Origin of the sequence: Hydrogenophaga bisanensis (assembly GCF_042665135.1) — a bacterium.
GTDB classification, from domain to species: domain Bacteria; phylum Pseudomonadota; class Gammaproteobacteria; order Burkholderiales; family Burkholderiaceae_C; genus Hydrogenophaga; species Hydrogenophaga bisanensis.
Map to the genome: position 1 here is coordinate 36,991 of NZ_JBHTBX010000016.1, position 15,280 is coordinate 52,270.

The following is a 15,280-nucleotide window of genomic DNA, read 5'->3' on the forward strand; positions in this document are numbered from 1 at the left end:
CTGCGACCCCAACCTGCGCCTCCCATCATGACCCTGCCCCGCTGCCCGAAATGCCAGTCCGAATTCACCTACGAGGACGGCGACCTGTACATCTGCCCCGAATGCGCCCATGAATGGGGCAAGACCAGCGGCGACGAGCCGACCGAAGAAGCCAAGGTCTGGAAAGACGCGTTCGGCAACCTGCTGGCCGACGGCGACACGGTGACCCTGGTCAAGGACCTCAAGCTCAAGGGTTCGTCGGCGGTCATCAAGGTTGGCACCAAGGTCAAGAGCATCCGCCTGGTCGAGGGCGACCACGACATTGACTGCAAGATCGAGGGCTTTGGCGCGATGCAGCTCAAATCCGAATTTGTGCGCAAGGTCTGAATAGCCTTCCAACGACAACGATCCCCGCATGAACACCACCCCTGCTCTGAAGGTTGCCGTCATGGGTGCTGGCGCCGTGGGCTGCTACTACGGCGGCATGCTCGCCCGCGCCGGTCATCCGGTCACCCTGATCGGTCGTCCCGCCCATGTGCAGGCGGTTCGCGCCCAAGGTCTGCGCATGCAGACGCAAAGCTTTGATGAACGTGTTCCCCTGACCGCCAGCACCGAGGCCTCTGCAGTTGCGGGCGCCGATCTGGTGCTCTTCTCGGTCAAGTCGCCCGACACGCAAGCGGGTGGCGAACAGATGCGCCCGCACCTGGCACCCGGCGCGCTGGTGCTGTGCCTGCAAAACGGCGTGGATAACGCCGAGCGTCTGCGCACCGTCCTGCCCGGCCATGAGGTGGCCGCCGCCGTGGTCTACGTGGCCACCGAGATGGCCGGCCCCGGCCATCTGCGCCATCACGGGCGGGGCGAACTGGTGATTGAGCCATCGGCCAGGAGCGCTCAGGTGATGCAGGCGCTGACGGCAGCCGGGGTGCCCACCGAGATCAGCGACAACGTGCGCGGCGCGCTATGGGCCAAGCTCATCCTCAACTGCGCCTACAACGGGCTGTCGGCCGTGGGGCGCATCGTCTACGGTGAACTGGTGCAACGACCCGGCGTGACCGACCTGATGCGCGATGTGGTCGCCGAATGCCAGGCGGTGGCCGCCGCCGACGGCGTGAGCATTCCCGGCGATGTGGCCGCTGCCGTGCGCCGCATTGCCGAGACCATGCCCACACAGTACTCGTCCACCGCCCAGGACCTGATGCGCGGCAAACCCAGCGAGATCGATCACCTCAACGGCTACGTCGTGCAAAAAGGTCAGGCCCTCGGTGTACCCACTCCGGCCAACCGGGCCTTGTGGGTGATGGTGAAGCTGGCCGAGAACGCACCTCGCGCCTGACCCGGTCTGTTCCGGTGCCATCGGTACAATCGCGCCCCTTCATTTCCACCATCTCTTTCAGGCAGGTCCGCCCATGCAGTACTCGGTCTCGCACCACAAGCTCAAGCTCATCCTCTCCGCCCAGGGCATCAAGGGCGGTGACGCTGGTGCCATTGACAAGCTGTTTGGCGGCAAAGATGGCTACTACTGGTACGGCACGCTGCGCGACATGTGCCCCGAAGGCAAGACCCTGTCCTGGGACAACCAGTACGCGATGGTGAACGCCATCCAGGCACACGAAAACGCCACCGCGGCCGAAGACGAAATGCCCGCGGAAAAGCCCACGGCGGCGCACATCGCGGCGATCTCCAAACTGCTCGCTGACCCCATCTGAAGCCAGACAGCGTTCAAGGTGACAAAATCCCCAAACGGGGGTAAACTTTGTGGATGCTTACCGCTGCGCAGTCACACAAGCACGCGAGGGTCCACTTCCGTGGATCCGGTCTGCCGCGCGGGTACTTTTCGTCAGTGACACCGCCATGAGTTGACACGGCTCGTCCGTGTCTTCCTCCCTTTGTCTGTGGCCTCCTGCGTCGGCGGCCACGACATCTACCTCCCATCAGGATTTTCCTTCGTCAGCGAACGTCTTTCGTTTGCAGACGGTTTGGTGCGTGGCCAAAAACCCGCCATCAAACGATGCGAGATGCACCTGTCACCGGAATACCATGCGCATCACTGTCGTTGTCTCCCTGTTTCTGCTCTATCACATGGTCCTGTTCGGGCTGATGTTCCAACCTGGCGAGCCAGAGCCACAAACCCTGGTGAAGGCCATCAACATGCTCTTGGTCCACGCTTGCGTGCAAGGCATCGTGATCGCTGTGCTGGCCGTGAAGCTGTTTGACAAACAGATCCTGGCAGGTGACTGAGCCCACGCCGCAGCGATGATCCTTCGCCCCATGCGCGCACTGCGATGACGGCCGGCCCTCCCTCTGGACCATGCCGGAATTCCTCCGCACGCCGTGCCAGGCGTCTGTCCGCCCCACCCCTCCGCTGATCGACAAGAATTAGCTCAAAGGTACACACCATCATCTGATCCCGCTACAGTGCTCCCGTTGCTGTCGCCGAATCAGGGATGAAGAAAGACGACCACCGTGATCGTTGGAAGCCGGGGTGCGCGCCTTGCCAATGGCTCGGGCGGCGCCTGCTGGCTTGCTTTGTCTCTCTGCTGGTCGCATGGCCTGCGATGGCATCGCCTGTGGACCCGACGATCAGTCAGAGCTATCTGAAAAGCTGGACGGGTGGGCTTCACTACTGCAGCGCCGGTCTGTGCAGCGAGCTGGGGCGGCGCGACATGCCGCAGGCCGATCGCGCCAGCTTTCGCCCCGTGTCCGAGCGCTATGCAGCGGACCGGCAGCGGGTCTACTACGAAGGCCGCGAGATTGCGGGCGCAGATCCGGCCACGCTGCGAGTGCTCGGGCCGGACCACGTGGCCGACCAGAATGCGCTTTACATCAAGGGGTTTCGTGTCCGCGAAGTCGACGCGGCCACCGCGCGCCATCTGCCCCGGCACTACGTGCTGGACCGCCAGAAGGTCTGGTACGGTGAGTTCGAGTCCGGACGATCGGACTACTTCCTGAGCGAATTGCAGGGCGCCGACCCGGCGCGCTTTCATCTGCCCGACCCGGACCAGGACACACTGGGCACCGACGGTCAACGGCTGTTCCTGGGCAAGCAGACCCTGCCACTGGCCCTGGGCAAGGACTTTCGCCTGCTGGAAAGCAAAAGCCTGCTGGCCTTCGTGTCGGACGCACGCCTGCATGTGCTTGCGTACGGTCTGCAGTGGCCTGACGCCAGCGCTGTTCGTGAGGCGGGCACCGCGCAGCGCAGCACCTGGTTGAGCCTGCCCGGGTTACCGTCGGTGCAAGGCAACGGACCCTGGCGCCTGATCAACGGCCGCTGGCTGATCGTGCAGCAGGATCGCCGATGGCGCCTGCTCGCCGACCGCGTCCAGCGACTGACGACCTTTGACGAAAGCATCTGGTACGCGGTGGCAGACGGGACGCTCTGGTATGTGCCACCGCGCCATGAGAAACCGCCGTTCGAGGTGGGCCCCGCCTCCGCCGATCTGCGCCTGCTGAGCCCGTACTACCTGATCAACAACGGCCAGGTGATCCACCACGGCAAACCCGTGGCTGGAGCGGACCCCAGCAGTTTCCGGATACCACCCAAAGGCGAATTCAAACTGAACATCGACGCCATGGACAAGCAGTGGCTGTACGACCGAGGTGAGCGTGTGGACACCAACCCACCATGAACATCCTGCCATCCAAGGCGCCCGACGCCATGCCACGCCAGTTGCACATCTGCCTGCCCACCCGCCAGGCGTGGCGATGCCTGCTGATCGACGCGCAGGGCCGCCACCTGGGATCGCCGGACGGTTTTCTCAAAGTGCGCGGCTTCGACTCCGAACCTGTGGACGGGGTGTTCTACAGTGCGGCCCAGGCGCTGGACAGCCGATGGGGTTTCATCGACACCGAGGGCCAGTGGCGCGTGCCGCCGCAGTACGACGACACACGCAATGCCGCGCCCAACGGGATGGCGCGCTTCCGTCAGAACGGCCTGTGGGGTTACATCCGCATGGATGGACATGTCCTGATCGAAGCCCGCTATGAGGAGGCCCGTCCGTTCCGGCACGGTGTGGCGGCGGTCAAGCTGCCCGGCAAGGGCTGGCGCTTCATTGACGAGAGCGGCGCCTTCACCGGCAGCAAGGAACACGACGAGCTGGCCGAGATGGGGCGCGAGGGCCTGGCCTGGGCGGGAAAACGCGACTGGGCGGTCAAAGGGGGCCGGCGGCGCATCGGTTTCGTCGACCGTGAAGGACGGTGGGTCATCGAGCCCACCTTCGGCTACGCCAACCCCTTTGGCGATCATGCGGTCACGGCGGCCACGCTCGACCACAACCACTACGGCCTGATCGACACGCGGGGCCAGTGGGTACTGGAGCCGCAACGGGACTGGCGCATCGAGACCTTCGATGACGATGGGCTGGCCAGCTTTCTGGTCGCCAAGGGCAACCACGAGCGGGGCTTCATCAACACGCAGGGACAGATCTGCATCCCGTCCGGTCGCAACGTCGGCGAACACCGCTCGTGCGGTCTGGCCCGGGCGTGGACCCAGTATTACCGCGCCGATGGCGAGCGCATGGAGCCCGCCGCGCAGCTGCGCATGGCCAGCGATTTCCGGCCCGATGCCCGGGTGGCCATTGTGCGGCTGGACGATGTCAAGGCTCACAACGACCAACCCGCACAGACCCGCAACTGGGCGCTGCTGCACACGGATGGACGCATCGTGCCGATGCCGCCGCACCTGCGGGAGCCGCTGACGGACGCCGATGACCGGCTGCACCCCGAGTACCTGAACACCCCCTGGGTCACGTTCATCGACCATGCGGGCAACCTGGTCTGGGTGGACGGCGAATTTCAGGAACAGGCCCGCGTGCACCTGCCCCCCGGACAGGCCAGCCTTCACACGTCAGCCGGCGAGGTCTGGTCCACCACGACGCACGACCTTGGACCGGTGCAGCCTTACTACATGCCGCACACGGCGCAGGTGCTGGAACACATCACCGAGGTGGCCGGCGTCGCGCCGCTGGCCGCCCAGCTGTGCGCATTGATCGAGGACCGCCTGCACCAGGCCGCCAGCGGCCAGACGCTCGAACCCTTGCCCAACCCGGATGACGATGACGACGATGGGGATGACGACGGCTACGACGAGGATGAGGGGGACGACACTGAGGACGACGACGCCCACGCCACGGACCCCGACTGGCGCAGCACCCGGCGGGAGACACGCCGCATGGCGCGCCTGCTGCGCGCCGAACGGCGCCTTTCGCGTCACTACCTGGGCGAAACACACAGCGCCGACGACCATTTCCTGACCGGGGAATGGTCCGATCACAGCGCCCTGCTGCACGACGAACTGCGCCAGATCCTGACCGATCGCTATGGCCCGCCCGATGTGCTGCCCGAATGGGCGGGTTGGCAGGAGAGCTACTTCGAGCCCGTGGGCTGGGCGGTGCCCCTGGCACAGCCGCTACCCGGTGACGATGGCCTCCTGGCCGAGCACCGTCAGCTCTGGGTCTGCCTGCACCATGCCAGCGACTCCGGGGATGGTGACGTCTGGTGGGAGAACTGGCTGCTGGTGGCACCCAGCGTGGACGCGCTGGCCCTCGCGCTGCGCGCGCGGGCCGGTCAGCCCGGCGTCCCGCCGGCACCGGATGAGGCGGAGGCCATCGACCTCGTCACCCGTCACCCCGAAGCCCTGCAGGCCCTGCCCCGCGAGCACCTGAGCAGCGCTGTGATCGACGCGGCCCTGAACGCCAGCGCCTGGGAAGTCCGATCGGTACCCAAACGACTGATGACCACCGCGCGCTACGCGCGAGCAATCGCGCACAACCGCTTGGCCTTCACCCAGGTGCCGCACGACATGCTGGATGAGGAGGTCTGCCTGGCCCATGTGGACAACAGTGGATGGCGACTGCGCGAGGTGCCCGAGCATCTGCGCACTGCTGCCGTGTGCCTGCGGGCCTTGCGTCGCTCACCGTCGGCACGCGAGCATGTCTCCCCGGCCATCCTGCAGGAGCTGCTCGACTCAGGAGAGGAAATTCCTGACCCTGCCCAACGGGCGGCCGAGCTCAAGGCCAGTATGGAGAATGTCCTGGCCCGCACCGCAGAGCTCAGGGCCCATCCCCTCATCCAGCTGTATTCAGAGCGACCGGACAAACCGTTCAAACGCGTCGGCCACGCCCTGCGTCTGTGCGGCTGGGTGATGAAGAACCTGGTGTTTGCCAAGTCCAAGGAACCGACCGAGCACCGGGGCCTGACCGGCTGGCTGGAGAGCCGGCCGTTGGTGGCGGTCATGAGCAACGCGGTAGCGAGCATCCTGGCCATCCTGTGCCACGTCCTGGTCGTCATCGACGCCTGGCAGCTGGAAGGCTGGATGGTGGCCACTGCCACCGGTGTGCTGTTCGGCCTGGCCGAGCCCTACTGGTTCTGGCGAGCCTTCTTCGGCGGCACACCCGACATCGGCCTGGGGCTCACGGCGCTGGTGCCGGTGCTGTACGTGCTGCTCTGGGTACCCCTTTACCGACGCATCGCCACCACTTATGCCCGACGCCTGCAACTCAAGCAGGACGCATCAGCGGATGACCGAGACGCCTGAGCATGTTCTCCACGGCCGGGTGACCATGATGGCAAACGATGCGCTGCACTTGCGGCAGGTGGTTGAGCGCCGTCGACAGCAGCAGCCTTCCCAATCCACGACGACGCAGTGGCTCTGCCACGCTCAAGCCCAGCTCCCAATCACCCGGGCTGGCCGAGGCCGACAGCTGCAAACTGCCCAGCAGGCCCAGGTCGGCGTCGTGGGTCATCCACGCACCCCACCAATGGTGATCGTCCCAGCGCAGCCGCTCCACCCAACCCAGCACGGCTTCGTCACTGAGCGTCAAGCCGAAACGGGCATAGCGGTCCTCGGGTGTAAGCGAAAGCAGGTGCACACCCAGAGCCCCCCGATGCGTCACCGACAGCGGCCGCAGCTCAAGGTTCGACAGCCACATACACCAGCTTGGCTTCGCTGCAGTGCCGCCGAACGCCGGTGGCCGGACACTCGGCCCACATATGCACCCGCACCTGCAGGGATCGCTTGCCCTGTGCAATCACGCGGGCGCTCACCTCAACCACGTCACCCACATGGGCTGGCTGTTTGAAGTTCAGCTCATCGCTGGCGGCCATGACCACCGTCCGGCGAACCCGCCGGGTGGCAGCGACAAAACCGGCCTTGGCCATCCATGCCATGGCTGGCCCACCATGCAGCACACCGCGGTGATTGGCATGCCCGGGAAACACGATCTCCGCGACGGTGCTCTCATCTTCCCGGGCCAACTGCGGCAAAGGCACCTGCTCTCCCGCCAGCGACGACGTTTGGGCAGGGCCCTGAGCGTCCCGATCCATCTGGCGCACCATCACGAACTCACCCGAGAGGCAGACGGTCCGTTCGCCGGTGAGCAGGGACTCGGCGACCAGTGTGGCATCCACGGTGACCGATCGGCGGCCACGCCGAATGACCTGCGCCCGGCACTCGACAAGCTGCCCCGCCAGCGCCGGCGCGGCAAAATCCAGCTGACTGACGGCAGCCGTGACCACGGCGCCCCGCAAGGTGCGACTGCCCAGAATGAAGGCCACCCGGTCGAGCATGGACAGGGCTGCGCCGCCAAACAGCGTGCCGTGGTGGTTGGACTGGTCTGGCCAGACCATGTCGACCACCGCCATGGGCGGCGGCACATCCGGCCATGGTGCATCCGGACCACCCGGCACACCCGAAACAGAAACAATGGACAAGAGACACCTCCGTCAAAGGAGGCGGGGAACGATGGAAAAGGCAAGGCAGCGGGTTGCCACGAGCAGACCGTGCACGCCATGGGGCGCAGCCGGAGGCCCGCGACAGAACCGACGGACTTGCTCCGGGACACCCCGCCCAGGCACAGACACACAACACCCCACGGCAGGTCTCCTGGCTCTCGGGTCAACGCTGTCTGTCTGCCTTCCCGGCACAAGGCCAGTGGCATGGAGGGGCAAACAGCTCACCGATCACAGTTGCGGGGGCAGCCACAGCCTGGGCAGCGATCGGATCACCGCCCTCCTGTCGTTCCCTTTTCATTCCTGCTGTCATGCAGAAAACCGCGAGGCTGGTAAAAGTGTAGCAGCCCACGTGGTTGAACTATCGTCTGCATGGTCGCCTCGAACCGCCCAACGCACATCGACCGCATCAACGTCCTGACCATGACCGACCTCAAAGATCTGCTGCCCGACTGGGCGCTTCCCTGGATCGCATCCATCACCATCGGCCTGCAGATTGCCCTGATCCTGCTGCTGGCCTTGCTGGCCCGGTCCCTTCTGCACCGCTTCATCAACCGGCTGGGCGATGACAAGCACCTGCCGGTCGACCTGGTGGTGGGGGGCCGCCGGCTGATCAGCCTGCTGGTGTTCGGCGCGGCCCTGTTGTGGGTGCTGGACCGGCTGGGGGTGTCCGGCATGGTGCTGTGGACCGCCTTCACCGGTTTTGCCACGGTGGCGGCGGTGGCGTTCTTTGCCGCCTGGAGTGTGCTGTCCAACATCTTCTGCTCCATTCTCATCTACACCACGCGCCCCTTCGGTCTGAACGACGAGGTGGAATTGCTGGAAAGCGGTGACAAACCGGGACTGGGTGGCCGCGTGCTGGACATCAACCTGATCTACACCACCCTGGAAGAGAAAGCACCCGGACCCGAGGACCAAGGCAGCTACCTGCGCGTGCCCAACAACCTGTTTTTCCAGCGCATGACACGCCTGCGCACCCGGGATCCTGTCGTGGAATCCCTGCTCGACTGACCAGAAAGACCCGACCCTATGAAACCAATGCCCGCTCGCCTTCGCACACTGGCCCTGGTGCTCGGCCTGACAACCATGGCCCTGCCAAGCGGTATCGCACAAGCGCAGACCACGGTCACGACAACCACCACGAGCACAACTGCCCGTGCAAGCCAGGCCGATGTCGAGGCGCTGATGGCGCTGGAGGACTGGCCAGGCAAACTGGCCGGTCTGCGCGAGACTTTTGCCGGCCAGATGCGCCTGGCGGTCAACAGCCCCCGGTGGCGCGACCTGTCACCCCAAGCCCGGGACGAGCTGGGCCGGCAACTGGCCGAGGTGATGGCCCGCCACTTCGCGTGGCCTGGCCCCTTGCAGTCATTGGTGCAGGAGACCTACCTGACGCAGGTCGCGGCAGAGGATGTGGCCACCCTGCTGGACTTCTACCGCTCCGCCGACGGGCAGTGGCTGGTCAAGCGCCTGCAACCCGCACTCGATCAAGTTGAGTACGCCCTGCAGCAACAGGGACGGCAGGACCTGGACCGTCTGACCCACACCTGGCTGGCCAGCGAAGCGCCTGCGGTGGCATCGGCGACCACACCACCGGCACCGTGGCAGGCCACCACCAGCCATGAGGCGGCGGCCCAGCGCCTGCTGGCCGCCACGAGCGTGCGCCAGTTGAACGGGCAGCTGTTCGAAATGCGGCTTCGCGCCATCGAGCGCTTCCAGGATGCTGCGCAGCCACTGCCCGACCGGCCGGCGCGCTTTCAGGGCTTCACCACCCAGATGCGGGAGACGGTCTCGCTGGACGCCTATATGCCTTCAATGGTGGCGCAACTGACGCAGCAACTGAACGAGGACGAACTGACCCGTGCCCTGTCCTTCGAAACCTCGGACCAGCGCCAGCAGGTCAAGGCGGTTGACCAGCGCATCGGCAAGGTGTACGGACAGCGCATGCAGGCCTGGCAACGTGATGTGCTGTTCCCTGCCCTCAGGCAGGTGATGGAGGCAGCACGCCGGGACATGCCGCGCTGAGCGGGCGAGGCCGGCGAATGAAGGGTGCTGTACTGGCACCCAACTTCTCTCCGTGGATCATATCAGTGGTATTGGTATATATTTCGCATGCGAAATATATATCCGATCATGACCTCATCCACTCCGCGCCTGGTCTTTCTGCTCAATGCCGCCCAGCGCCGCCTTCAACAGCTGGTGACTGCCGAGCAGCTGCGACTGACCACCCAGGCCCTGGACGCGCCAACGCCAGCCCAGGGCGGCCTTCTGTTCGCTCTGCACACCCTGGACGGCCAGACCATGGGTGAACTATCCCTGGCTCTGGATCTGGCGCCATCCGCTGTAACAGGTCTGGTCCAGCGGACCGAGTCTCAGGGATGGGTGATCAGGGCCACTGGCGATCAGGATGGCCGCACCCAGCGTGTTTGGCTGCAACCGGCGGGGCGGGCGCTGATCCCGCACCTGCGTGGCGCCCTCAAACGGATCAACAGCCGCATCACCCACGGCTTCACCCCAGAGGAACTGGCCGTGGTCGGCCGATGGCTGGGACATGTACAGCAATGCGGCAACCCGCCGGAGACCCCATGATGAATGACAAGCAGACACCCACCCATGCGGATGACGCGCATGAGACGGCTGAAATCATCTGCGGCGACGGTTACCGGCTGCACGGACACTTCCTGCCTCGTGCAGCCGGCACATCCGCCGGTCTGCCCGTGCTCATTTCCCCCGCCACGGGCGTGCGGCAGCATTTCTATTTGCGCTTTGCGCGCTGGCTGGCTGCTCAGGGACATGACGTGCTGGTGTTTGACTACCGGGGTATCGGCCTGTCCCTGCACGGCTCGCTAAGAGACTGCAACGCCACACTGGCCGACTGGGGGCAACAGGATCAGGTCGCCGCCATCGACTGGCTGCTGAACCGTACCGGCGCCGAGCAAATCGTGATCATCGGCCACAGTGCGGGCGGGCAGATGATCGGTCTCCTGCCCAATCACCACCGGGTGGCGCGGCTGGTGGGCGTTGCTGCCTCTACAGGCTGGTTCAAGGCCATGAAGCCGGCCTTTCGGCTCAAGGCCCACTTCGGCATGCGTCTGGTGCTGCCCTTGGGGATACGCCTCAAAGGCTACGGAACCACGGCCATCATCGGTCTGGGTGAGAACCTGCCCGCCGGGGTGGCGCGCCAGTGGGGGCAATGGTGTGCTGCTGGCGGCTACGCGAGAAACGCGGTAAAGCACCAGGCACACCGCGACTTTCATTCCCAGGTGCGCACGCCCGTCACGGTGCTGCATGCCGAAGACGACGATATCGCCACAGCCGGTACGGTGGCTGACCTGCTCAGCACCCTGCCCTCAGCGCCGCGACAGGTGCGCTGCCTGCGACCGCATGAACACGGGCTGCGTCGCATCGGGCATCTGGACTGGTTCCGTCAGTCCCATCAGGTGCTGTGGCCTCTTATGGCCCAGGCGGTACGCGGCGAGCACATCACGCCGGATGGGCGCACTCAAGGTTGAGCCGTTATGGCAAAGCGCTCGCCAACCTCCTGCATGCGCGATCGGTTCTTGCCGAAGTCGTAGTACCCCACCAGTGAACGCGAACGGAAGTGGATGCGCTGCGTGGACGGGTCGATGATAAACACCACTTCATCGCGAAAACCGAGCCGGGTGGTGAAGATGGCGGTCAGCGACACCTCGTCTGCGCGTTCCACCTTGGCGTCACTGAACGTCGACAGGGTCGCGCGCAGCCTGGCCATACCGTCGGCCGCACTCCCCGTGTAGGCCAGCGGTGACAGATCGCCCACACCCAGAGAGTTGACGCAGTTGGGCGAGTTGGGGCATCCCAGCGCCTGCGGGAGGCTCGGCGTAGGCGAAGGTACGGGCGGTGTATCGGCATGCACGGCTGCAGCCAGCCCGACAGTCGCCATCGCCACACCACGAAACAGCAAACGTATCTTCATCGTGACACCACCATGCGCAGGCCCAGGCCCACAAACACCACACCGGCCAGGCGGTCCAGCCACAGCCCGGCGCGCGGGCGGCGCTGCAGCCACTGACCGATGCTGCCGGCAAACCAGCCCAGCGCGCCGAACAGCAAGGCGGCCTGCAGCGTGAACACCACGCCCAGCACCGCCATCTGCAACGGCACATTGCCCTGCGCCGGCACCACAAACTGCGGCAAAAACGACAGGAAAAACAGCACCACCTTGGGGTTGATGGCATTGGCCAGCACGCCCTTGGCGAACTGGCGCGCCGCCGAATCGCCGGCCACATCAGCCCCGGCCACTGGCAGGCCCACACCTCCACGGCTGCGCAGCGCGCCGATGCCGAGCCAGATCAGATAGGCCCCGCCCACCCAGCGCAGCGCAGTGAAAGCCACCGGCGACGCCGCCAGCACCGCCGACACACCCAGCACCGCCAGCAGCGTGTGGCTCAGACACCCGGCCGCGCAGCCCAGGCCAAAGGCCATGCCCAGGCGCCGGCCTTTGGAGGCGCCGACGCTGAGCACCATCAGGTTGTCCGGCCCCGGCGTGGCAGTGAGCAGCACGGCGGTGAGCAGGAAGGGCAGGAGTTGTTCGGGGGTGATCATGGCGGTGGCGGGCAGGTGGACACGAAGGCCTGGGCGGCGAGCAGCGCGTCAATTTGCACGCGGGCAAAGGCCTCTTTCGTCATGTTTCCTTCATGCGAATCTTGTCGAGCAGCTCAGGTCGGCCACAGGCGCGCGAAGTCAAAACTCAGCTGCCGGTGATGGCGGATGGAGAGCAGATAGACGGTGGTGTCTGCGACAGTGTAGAGAATGAGGTAATCACTGTGCAGATAGATGCGCAGGGCATCGGCTGCACCAGCCGGCAGTTGCGCGAGCTGGGCCAGAGCCTCGGCCGATTGTGGGGGCTGGTCAAGGTAGCGTTTTCCCATACGGGGAAAACGCGACAGGTTGGGCACCACCGTGTGGCGCAGGCCGGCGATCAGATCGTCGTAGGCGAACAGGGCGTCAGCCTCGGACAGGAAGGCCTCGATGTAAGCCAGCCGCTCAAGAAAACTGGCAGTGAGTTCGACACGCAGGCGTTGCTCAGCCACGTTTTCGCTTGCTGGTTGCGGGTTTGGCACGCGCCTTCTGCAGGCCAGCCAGCGCGGTGTCGGCGTCCTGCGTGCGCCCGGCCAGCACATCGGCCAGGCCGCGGCGGGCATCGTCAATCAGCAGCAGGTGGATGCGTTCGCGCTCCAGGCGGTGGTAGTAGTCCAGCCGGTCGGCATCAATCAGCGCGACATAGCTTTCACCGTTTTTGGTGATGATTTTTTCGGCACCGCTCTTGGCCTGCTCGGCCAGCTCGGACAGCTGGGCACGGGCATGGGTCAATGGCACCACATCGCTGATGGAAATGCTCATGGCTGGCTTTCGTTCGGGTTTACAGAATTCTGTACAGTTTAAACCGAATGACCGGACGAGACAGCAGTGTTTCTTGACCAGGCGTCGAGAGCCGCTACACTCAAAGCCGCTCCGGGGTGCACGTATGGCGTGCTGAGATGGCGGACCTGACCGCCGGAACCGCGAACTTGATCTGGTTAGTACCAGCGTAAGAAGAGCTGCAGCGCCGTTGGCGCGTGCGTCCGTCCACCCGTGGCGGGCGTCCGTGCCTGCAACACCGGCGTCGAGGCGGGGCATTCATCCAACCCACATGGAGACTGCCTCGATGAACGCGCCCGACAAGCTGCAGCAGCTGCTCACCCTCACCCGCGAACCTTTCCCCCAGTCGTCAAAGGTCTATGTGCCCGGCGCCCAACCCGGCGTGCAGGTGCCCATGCGCGAGATCGCGCTGACCAATGGCGAGACGGTCACGGTCTACGACACCTCCGGCCCCTACACCGACCCGGCCGCCGACATCAACATCCGCCAGGGCCTCGGACCGGTGCGCAGCCAGTGGGTCGCTGCGCGCGGTGACACCGAACACTACGAAGGTCGCGCGCGCATGGCGCTGGACGATGGAGGCAAACACGGCGACGTCGCTGACGCGCGCATCGAGGCGCTGCGCGCCGAGGCCGCCGGCCTGCAGCGCCAGCCGCTGCGCGCAAAGGCAGGCGCCAACGTGACCCAGATGCACTACGCGCGCCGCGGCATCGTCACGCCGGAGATGGAATACATCGCCATCCGCGAGAACGGCAAGCGCGAGTGGATGCGCGAATACCTGGGCGACGCCGAACGCGAGGCGCGCCTGCGCGGTAACGCGATGGGGGCACGCATCCCCGACGTGATCACGCCCGAGTTCGTGCGCGACGAGGTGGCTCGCGGCCGCGCGGTGATCCCGGCCAACATCAACCACCCCGAGGTGGAGCCGATGATCATCGGCCGCAACTTCCTGGTGAAGATCAACGCCAACATCGGCAACTCGGCCGTGACCTCATCCATCGAGGAAGAGGTGGAAAAACTCGTGTGGTCCATCCGCTGGGGTGGCGACACGGTCATGGACCTGTCGACCGGAAAGAACATCCACACCACACGCGACTGGATCATCCGCAACAGCCCGGTGCCCATCGGCACGGTGCCGATCTACCAGGCGCTGGAGAAGGTCGGCGGCGTGGCCGAGGACCTCACATGGGAAATCTTCCGCGACACGCTGATCGAGCAGGCCGAGCAAGGGGTGGACTACTTCACCATCCACGCCGGCGTGCGCCTGCCCTTCATCCACCTCACGACCCAGCGCCGCACCGGCATCGTCTCGCGCGGCGGCTCCATCCTGGCCAAGTGGTGCATCACCCACCACAAAGAGAACTTCCTGTACACGCACTTCGACGAGATCTGCGAGATCATGAAGGCGTACGACGTGACCTTCTCGCTGGGCGATGGCCTGCGCCCGGGCAGCGCGGCCGATGCCAACGACGAGGCGCAGTTTGCCGAGCTCAAGACCCTGGGCGAACTCACGCAGATCGCCTGGAAGCACGATGTACAGACCATGATCGAAGGCCCCGGTCATGTGCCCATGCACATGATCCAGGCCAACATGGACGAGCAGCTCAGGCACTGCCACGAAGCGCCGTTCTACACGCTCGGCCCGTTGACCATCGATATCGCGCCGGGCTACGACCACATCGCCAGCGCCATCGGTGCCGCCATGATCGGCTGGATGGGCACCGCCATGCTGTGCTACGTCACGCCCAAGGAACACTTGGGTCTGCCGGACCGCGACGACGTGAAACAGGGCATCATTGCCTACAAGATCGCCGCGCATGCGGCCGACGTGGCCAAGGGGCACCCGGGTCAGCGCGCGCGCGACGACGCGATGAGCAAGGCGCGCTTCGAGTTCCGCTGGCGCGACCAGTTCGCGCTCGGCCTGGACCCGCAGACCGCGGAGGCCTACCACGACGAAACCCTGCCCAAGGACTCGTCCAAGGAGGCGCACTTCTGCAGCATGTGCGGGCCGAAGTTCTGCAGCATGAAGATCACGCAGGACGTGCGCGACTATGCGGCGGCCAAGGGTCTGAGCGAAGAACAGGCTCTGACCGAAGGGATGGCCCAGAAGAGCGCCGAGTTCAAGTCGGTCGGCGGCGAGTTCTACGTGCCCCTCGACTCTTTGAAGAACAAAGGCTGA

At 65.3% G+C, this 15,280-nt stretch carries 17 protein-coding genes and 2 riboswitches; of the genes, 11 read left to right on the top strand and 6 right to left on the bottom strand.

The window, feature by feature from the left end; translation table 11 throughout:
• The first annotated feature begins 24 nt into the window (after positions 1–24).
• The 6 genes from ACFQNJ_RS17490 (at position 25) to ACFQNJ_RS17515 (ending at position 6,511) form a co-directional block, all read left to right on the top strand.
• The gene (locus ACFQNJ_RS17490; RefSeq protein WP_382259919.1) at positions 25–366 is read left to right on the top strand and encodes a zinc ribbon domain-containing protein YjdM; all 342 of its coding nucleotides are present in this window, start codon (positions 25–27) and stop codon (positions 364–366) included.
• A 28-nt stretch (positions 367–394) separates the two neighbouring features.
• The gene (locus ACFQNJ_RS17495; RefSeq protein ID WP_382259868.1) at positions 395–1,312 is read left to right on the top strand and encodes a ketopantoate reductase family protein; all 918 of its coding nucleotides are present in this window, start codon (positions 395–397) and stop codon (positions 1,310–1,312) included.
• 73 nt (positions 1,313–1,385) lie between these two features.
• The gene (locus ACFQNJ_RS17500; RefSeq protein WP_374641395.1) at positions 1,386–1,685 is read left to right on the top strand and encodes a hypothetical protein; all 300 of its coding nucleotides are present in this window, start codon (positions 1,386–1,388) and stop codon (positions 1,683–1,685) included.
• Between the two features lie 331 nt (positions 1,686–2,016).
• Complete coding sequence (locus tag ACFQNJ_RS17505; RefSeq protein WP_374641393.1) at positions 2,017–2,217, top strand: hypothetical protein; 201 nt, start codon at positions 2,017–2,019, stop codon at positions 2,215–2,217.
• A gap of 317 nt (positions 2,218–2,534) precedes the next feature.
• Positions 2,535–3,605 (top strand): DKNYY domain-containing protein, encoded by a 1,071-nt coding sequence (locus ACFQNJ_RS17510; RefSeq protein WP_382259870.1) that lies wholly within the window; start codon positions 2,535–2,537, stop codon positions 3,603–3,605.
• Entirely contained in the window at positions 3,602–6,511 is a 2,910-nt protein-coding gene (locus ACFQNJ_RS17515; protein WP_382259871.1) for a WG repeat-containing protein, read from the top strand. The genes ACFQNJ_RS17510 and ACFQNJ_RS17515 overlap by 4 nt, the downstream gene beginning before the upstream one ends.
• Here the strand turns inward: ACFQNJ_RS17515 and ACFQNJ_RS17520 are convergent.
• Together ACFQNJ_RS17520 and ACFQNJ_RS17525 are read right to left on the bottom strand one after the other, a co-directional pair.
• Positions 6,474–6,905 (bottom strand): GNAT family N-acetyltransferase, encoded by a 432-nt coding sequence (locus ACFQNJ_RS17520; RefSeq protein WP_382259872.1) that lies wholly within the window; start codon positions 6,903–6,905, stop codon positions 6,474–6,476. The genes ACFQNJ_RS17515 and ACFQNJ_RS17520 overlap by 38 nt on opposite strands.
• Positions 6,886–7,686, bottom strand: coding sequence for an acyl-CoA thioesterase (locus ACFQNJ_RS17525; RefSeq protein ID WP_382259874.1), 801 nt, complete (start codon positions 7,684–7,686; stop codon positions 6,886–6,888). Before ACFQNJ_RS17525 ends, ACFQNJ_RS17520 begins: the two co-directional genes overlap by 20 nt.
• Before the next feature lie 145 nt (positions 7,687–7,831).
• Positions 7,832–8,045, bottom strand: a riboswitch (cobalamin riboswitch).
• A gap of 82 nt (positions 8,046–8,127) precedes the next feature.
• On the opposite strand from ACFQNJ_RS17525, the gene ACFQNJ_RS17530 reads away from it, so the two are divergent.
• The 4 genes from ACFQNJ_RS17530 (at position 8,128) to ACFQNJ_RS17545 (ending at position 11,213) form a co-directional block, all read left to right on the top strand.
• Positions 8,128–8,715, top strand: a complete 588-nt coding sequence (locus ACFQNJ_RS17530) for a mechanosensitive ion channel domain-containing protein (RefSeq protein ID WP_382259876.1) — start codon at positions 8,128–8,130, stop codon at positions 8,713–8,715.
• Between the two features lie 27 nt (positions 8,716–8,742).
• Entirely contained in the window at positions 8,743–9,726 is a 984-nt protein-coding gene (locus tag ACFQNJ_RS17535; protein ID WP_382259878.1) for a hypothetical protein, read from the top strand.
• Between the two features lie 108 nt (positions 9,727–9,834).
• A complete protein-coding gene (locus ACFQNJ_RS17540) occupies positions 9,835–10,290 on the top strand; it encodes a MarR family winged helix-turn-helix transcriptional regulator (RefSeq protein WP_382259880.1) in 456 nt (151 codons plus the stop codon).
• Positions 10,287–11,213 carry an alpha/beta hydrolase family protein gene (locus ACFQNJ_RS17545; protein ID WP_382259882.1) on the top strand — a complete coding sequence of 309 codons (927 nt, stop codon included), beginning with the start codon at positions 10,287–10,289 and terminating at the stop codon, positions 11,211–11,213. Before ACFQNJ_RS17540 ends, ACFQNJ_RS17545 begins: the two co-directional genes overlap by 4 nt.
• On the opposite strand, the gene ACFQNJ_RS17550 is transcribed toward ACFQNJ_RS17545, so the two are convergent.
• From ACFQNJ_RS17550 to ACFQNJ_RS17565, 4 genes are all read right to left on the bottom strand, one after another.
• A complete protein-coding gene (locus ACFQNJ_RS17550; RefSeq protein WP_382259884.1) occupies positions 11,204–11,656 on the bottom strand; it encodes a DUF1499 domain-containing protein in 453 nt (150 codons plus the stop codon). The genes ACFQNJ_RS17545 and ACFQNJ_RS17550 overlap by 10 nt on opposite strands.
• Positions 11,653–12,285, bottom strand: coding sequence for a LysE family translocator (locus tag ACFQNJ_RS17555; RefSeq protein ID WP_382259886.1), 633 nt, complete (start codon positions 12,283–12,285; stop codon positions 11,653–11,655). The genes ACFQNJ_RS17550 and ACFQNJ_RS17555 overlap by 4 nt, the downstream gene beginning before the upstream one ends.
• 113 nt (positions 12,286–12,398) lie before the next feature.
• Positions 12,399–12,773: a type II toxin-antitoxin system RelE/ParE family toxin gene (locus tag ACFQNJ_RS17560; RefSeq protein WP_382259888.1), complete on the bottom strand. Its 375-nt coding sequence runs from the start codon at positions 12,771–12,773 to the stop codon at positions 12,399–12,401.
• Positions 12,766–13,083, bottom strand: a complete 318-nt coding sequence (locus ACFQNJ_RS17565; RefSeq protein ID WP_382259890.1) for a type II toxin-antitoxin system Phd/YefM family antitoxin — start codon at positions 13,081–13,083, stop codon at positions 12,766–12,768. Before ACFQNJ_RS17565 ends, ACFQNJ_RS17560 begins: the two co-directional genes overlap by 8 nt.
• Before the next feature lie 102 nt (positions 13,084–13,185).
• Positions 13,186–13,294: riboswitch (TPP riboswitch) on the top strand.
• A 93-nt stretch (positions 13,295–13,387) separates the two neighbouring features.
• On the opposite strand from ACFQNJ_RS17565, the gene thiC reads away from it, so the two are divergent.
• Positions 13,388–15,280: a phosphomethylpyrimidine synthase ThiC gene (thiC, locus tag ACFQNJ_RS17570; protein WP_382259892.1), complete on the top strand. Its 1,893-nt coding sequence runs from the start codon at positions 13,388–13,390 to the stop codon at positions 15,278–15,280.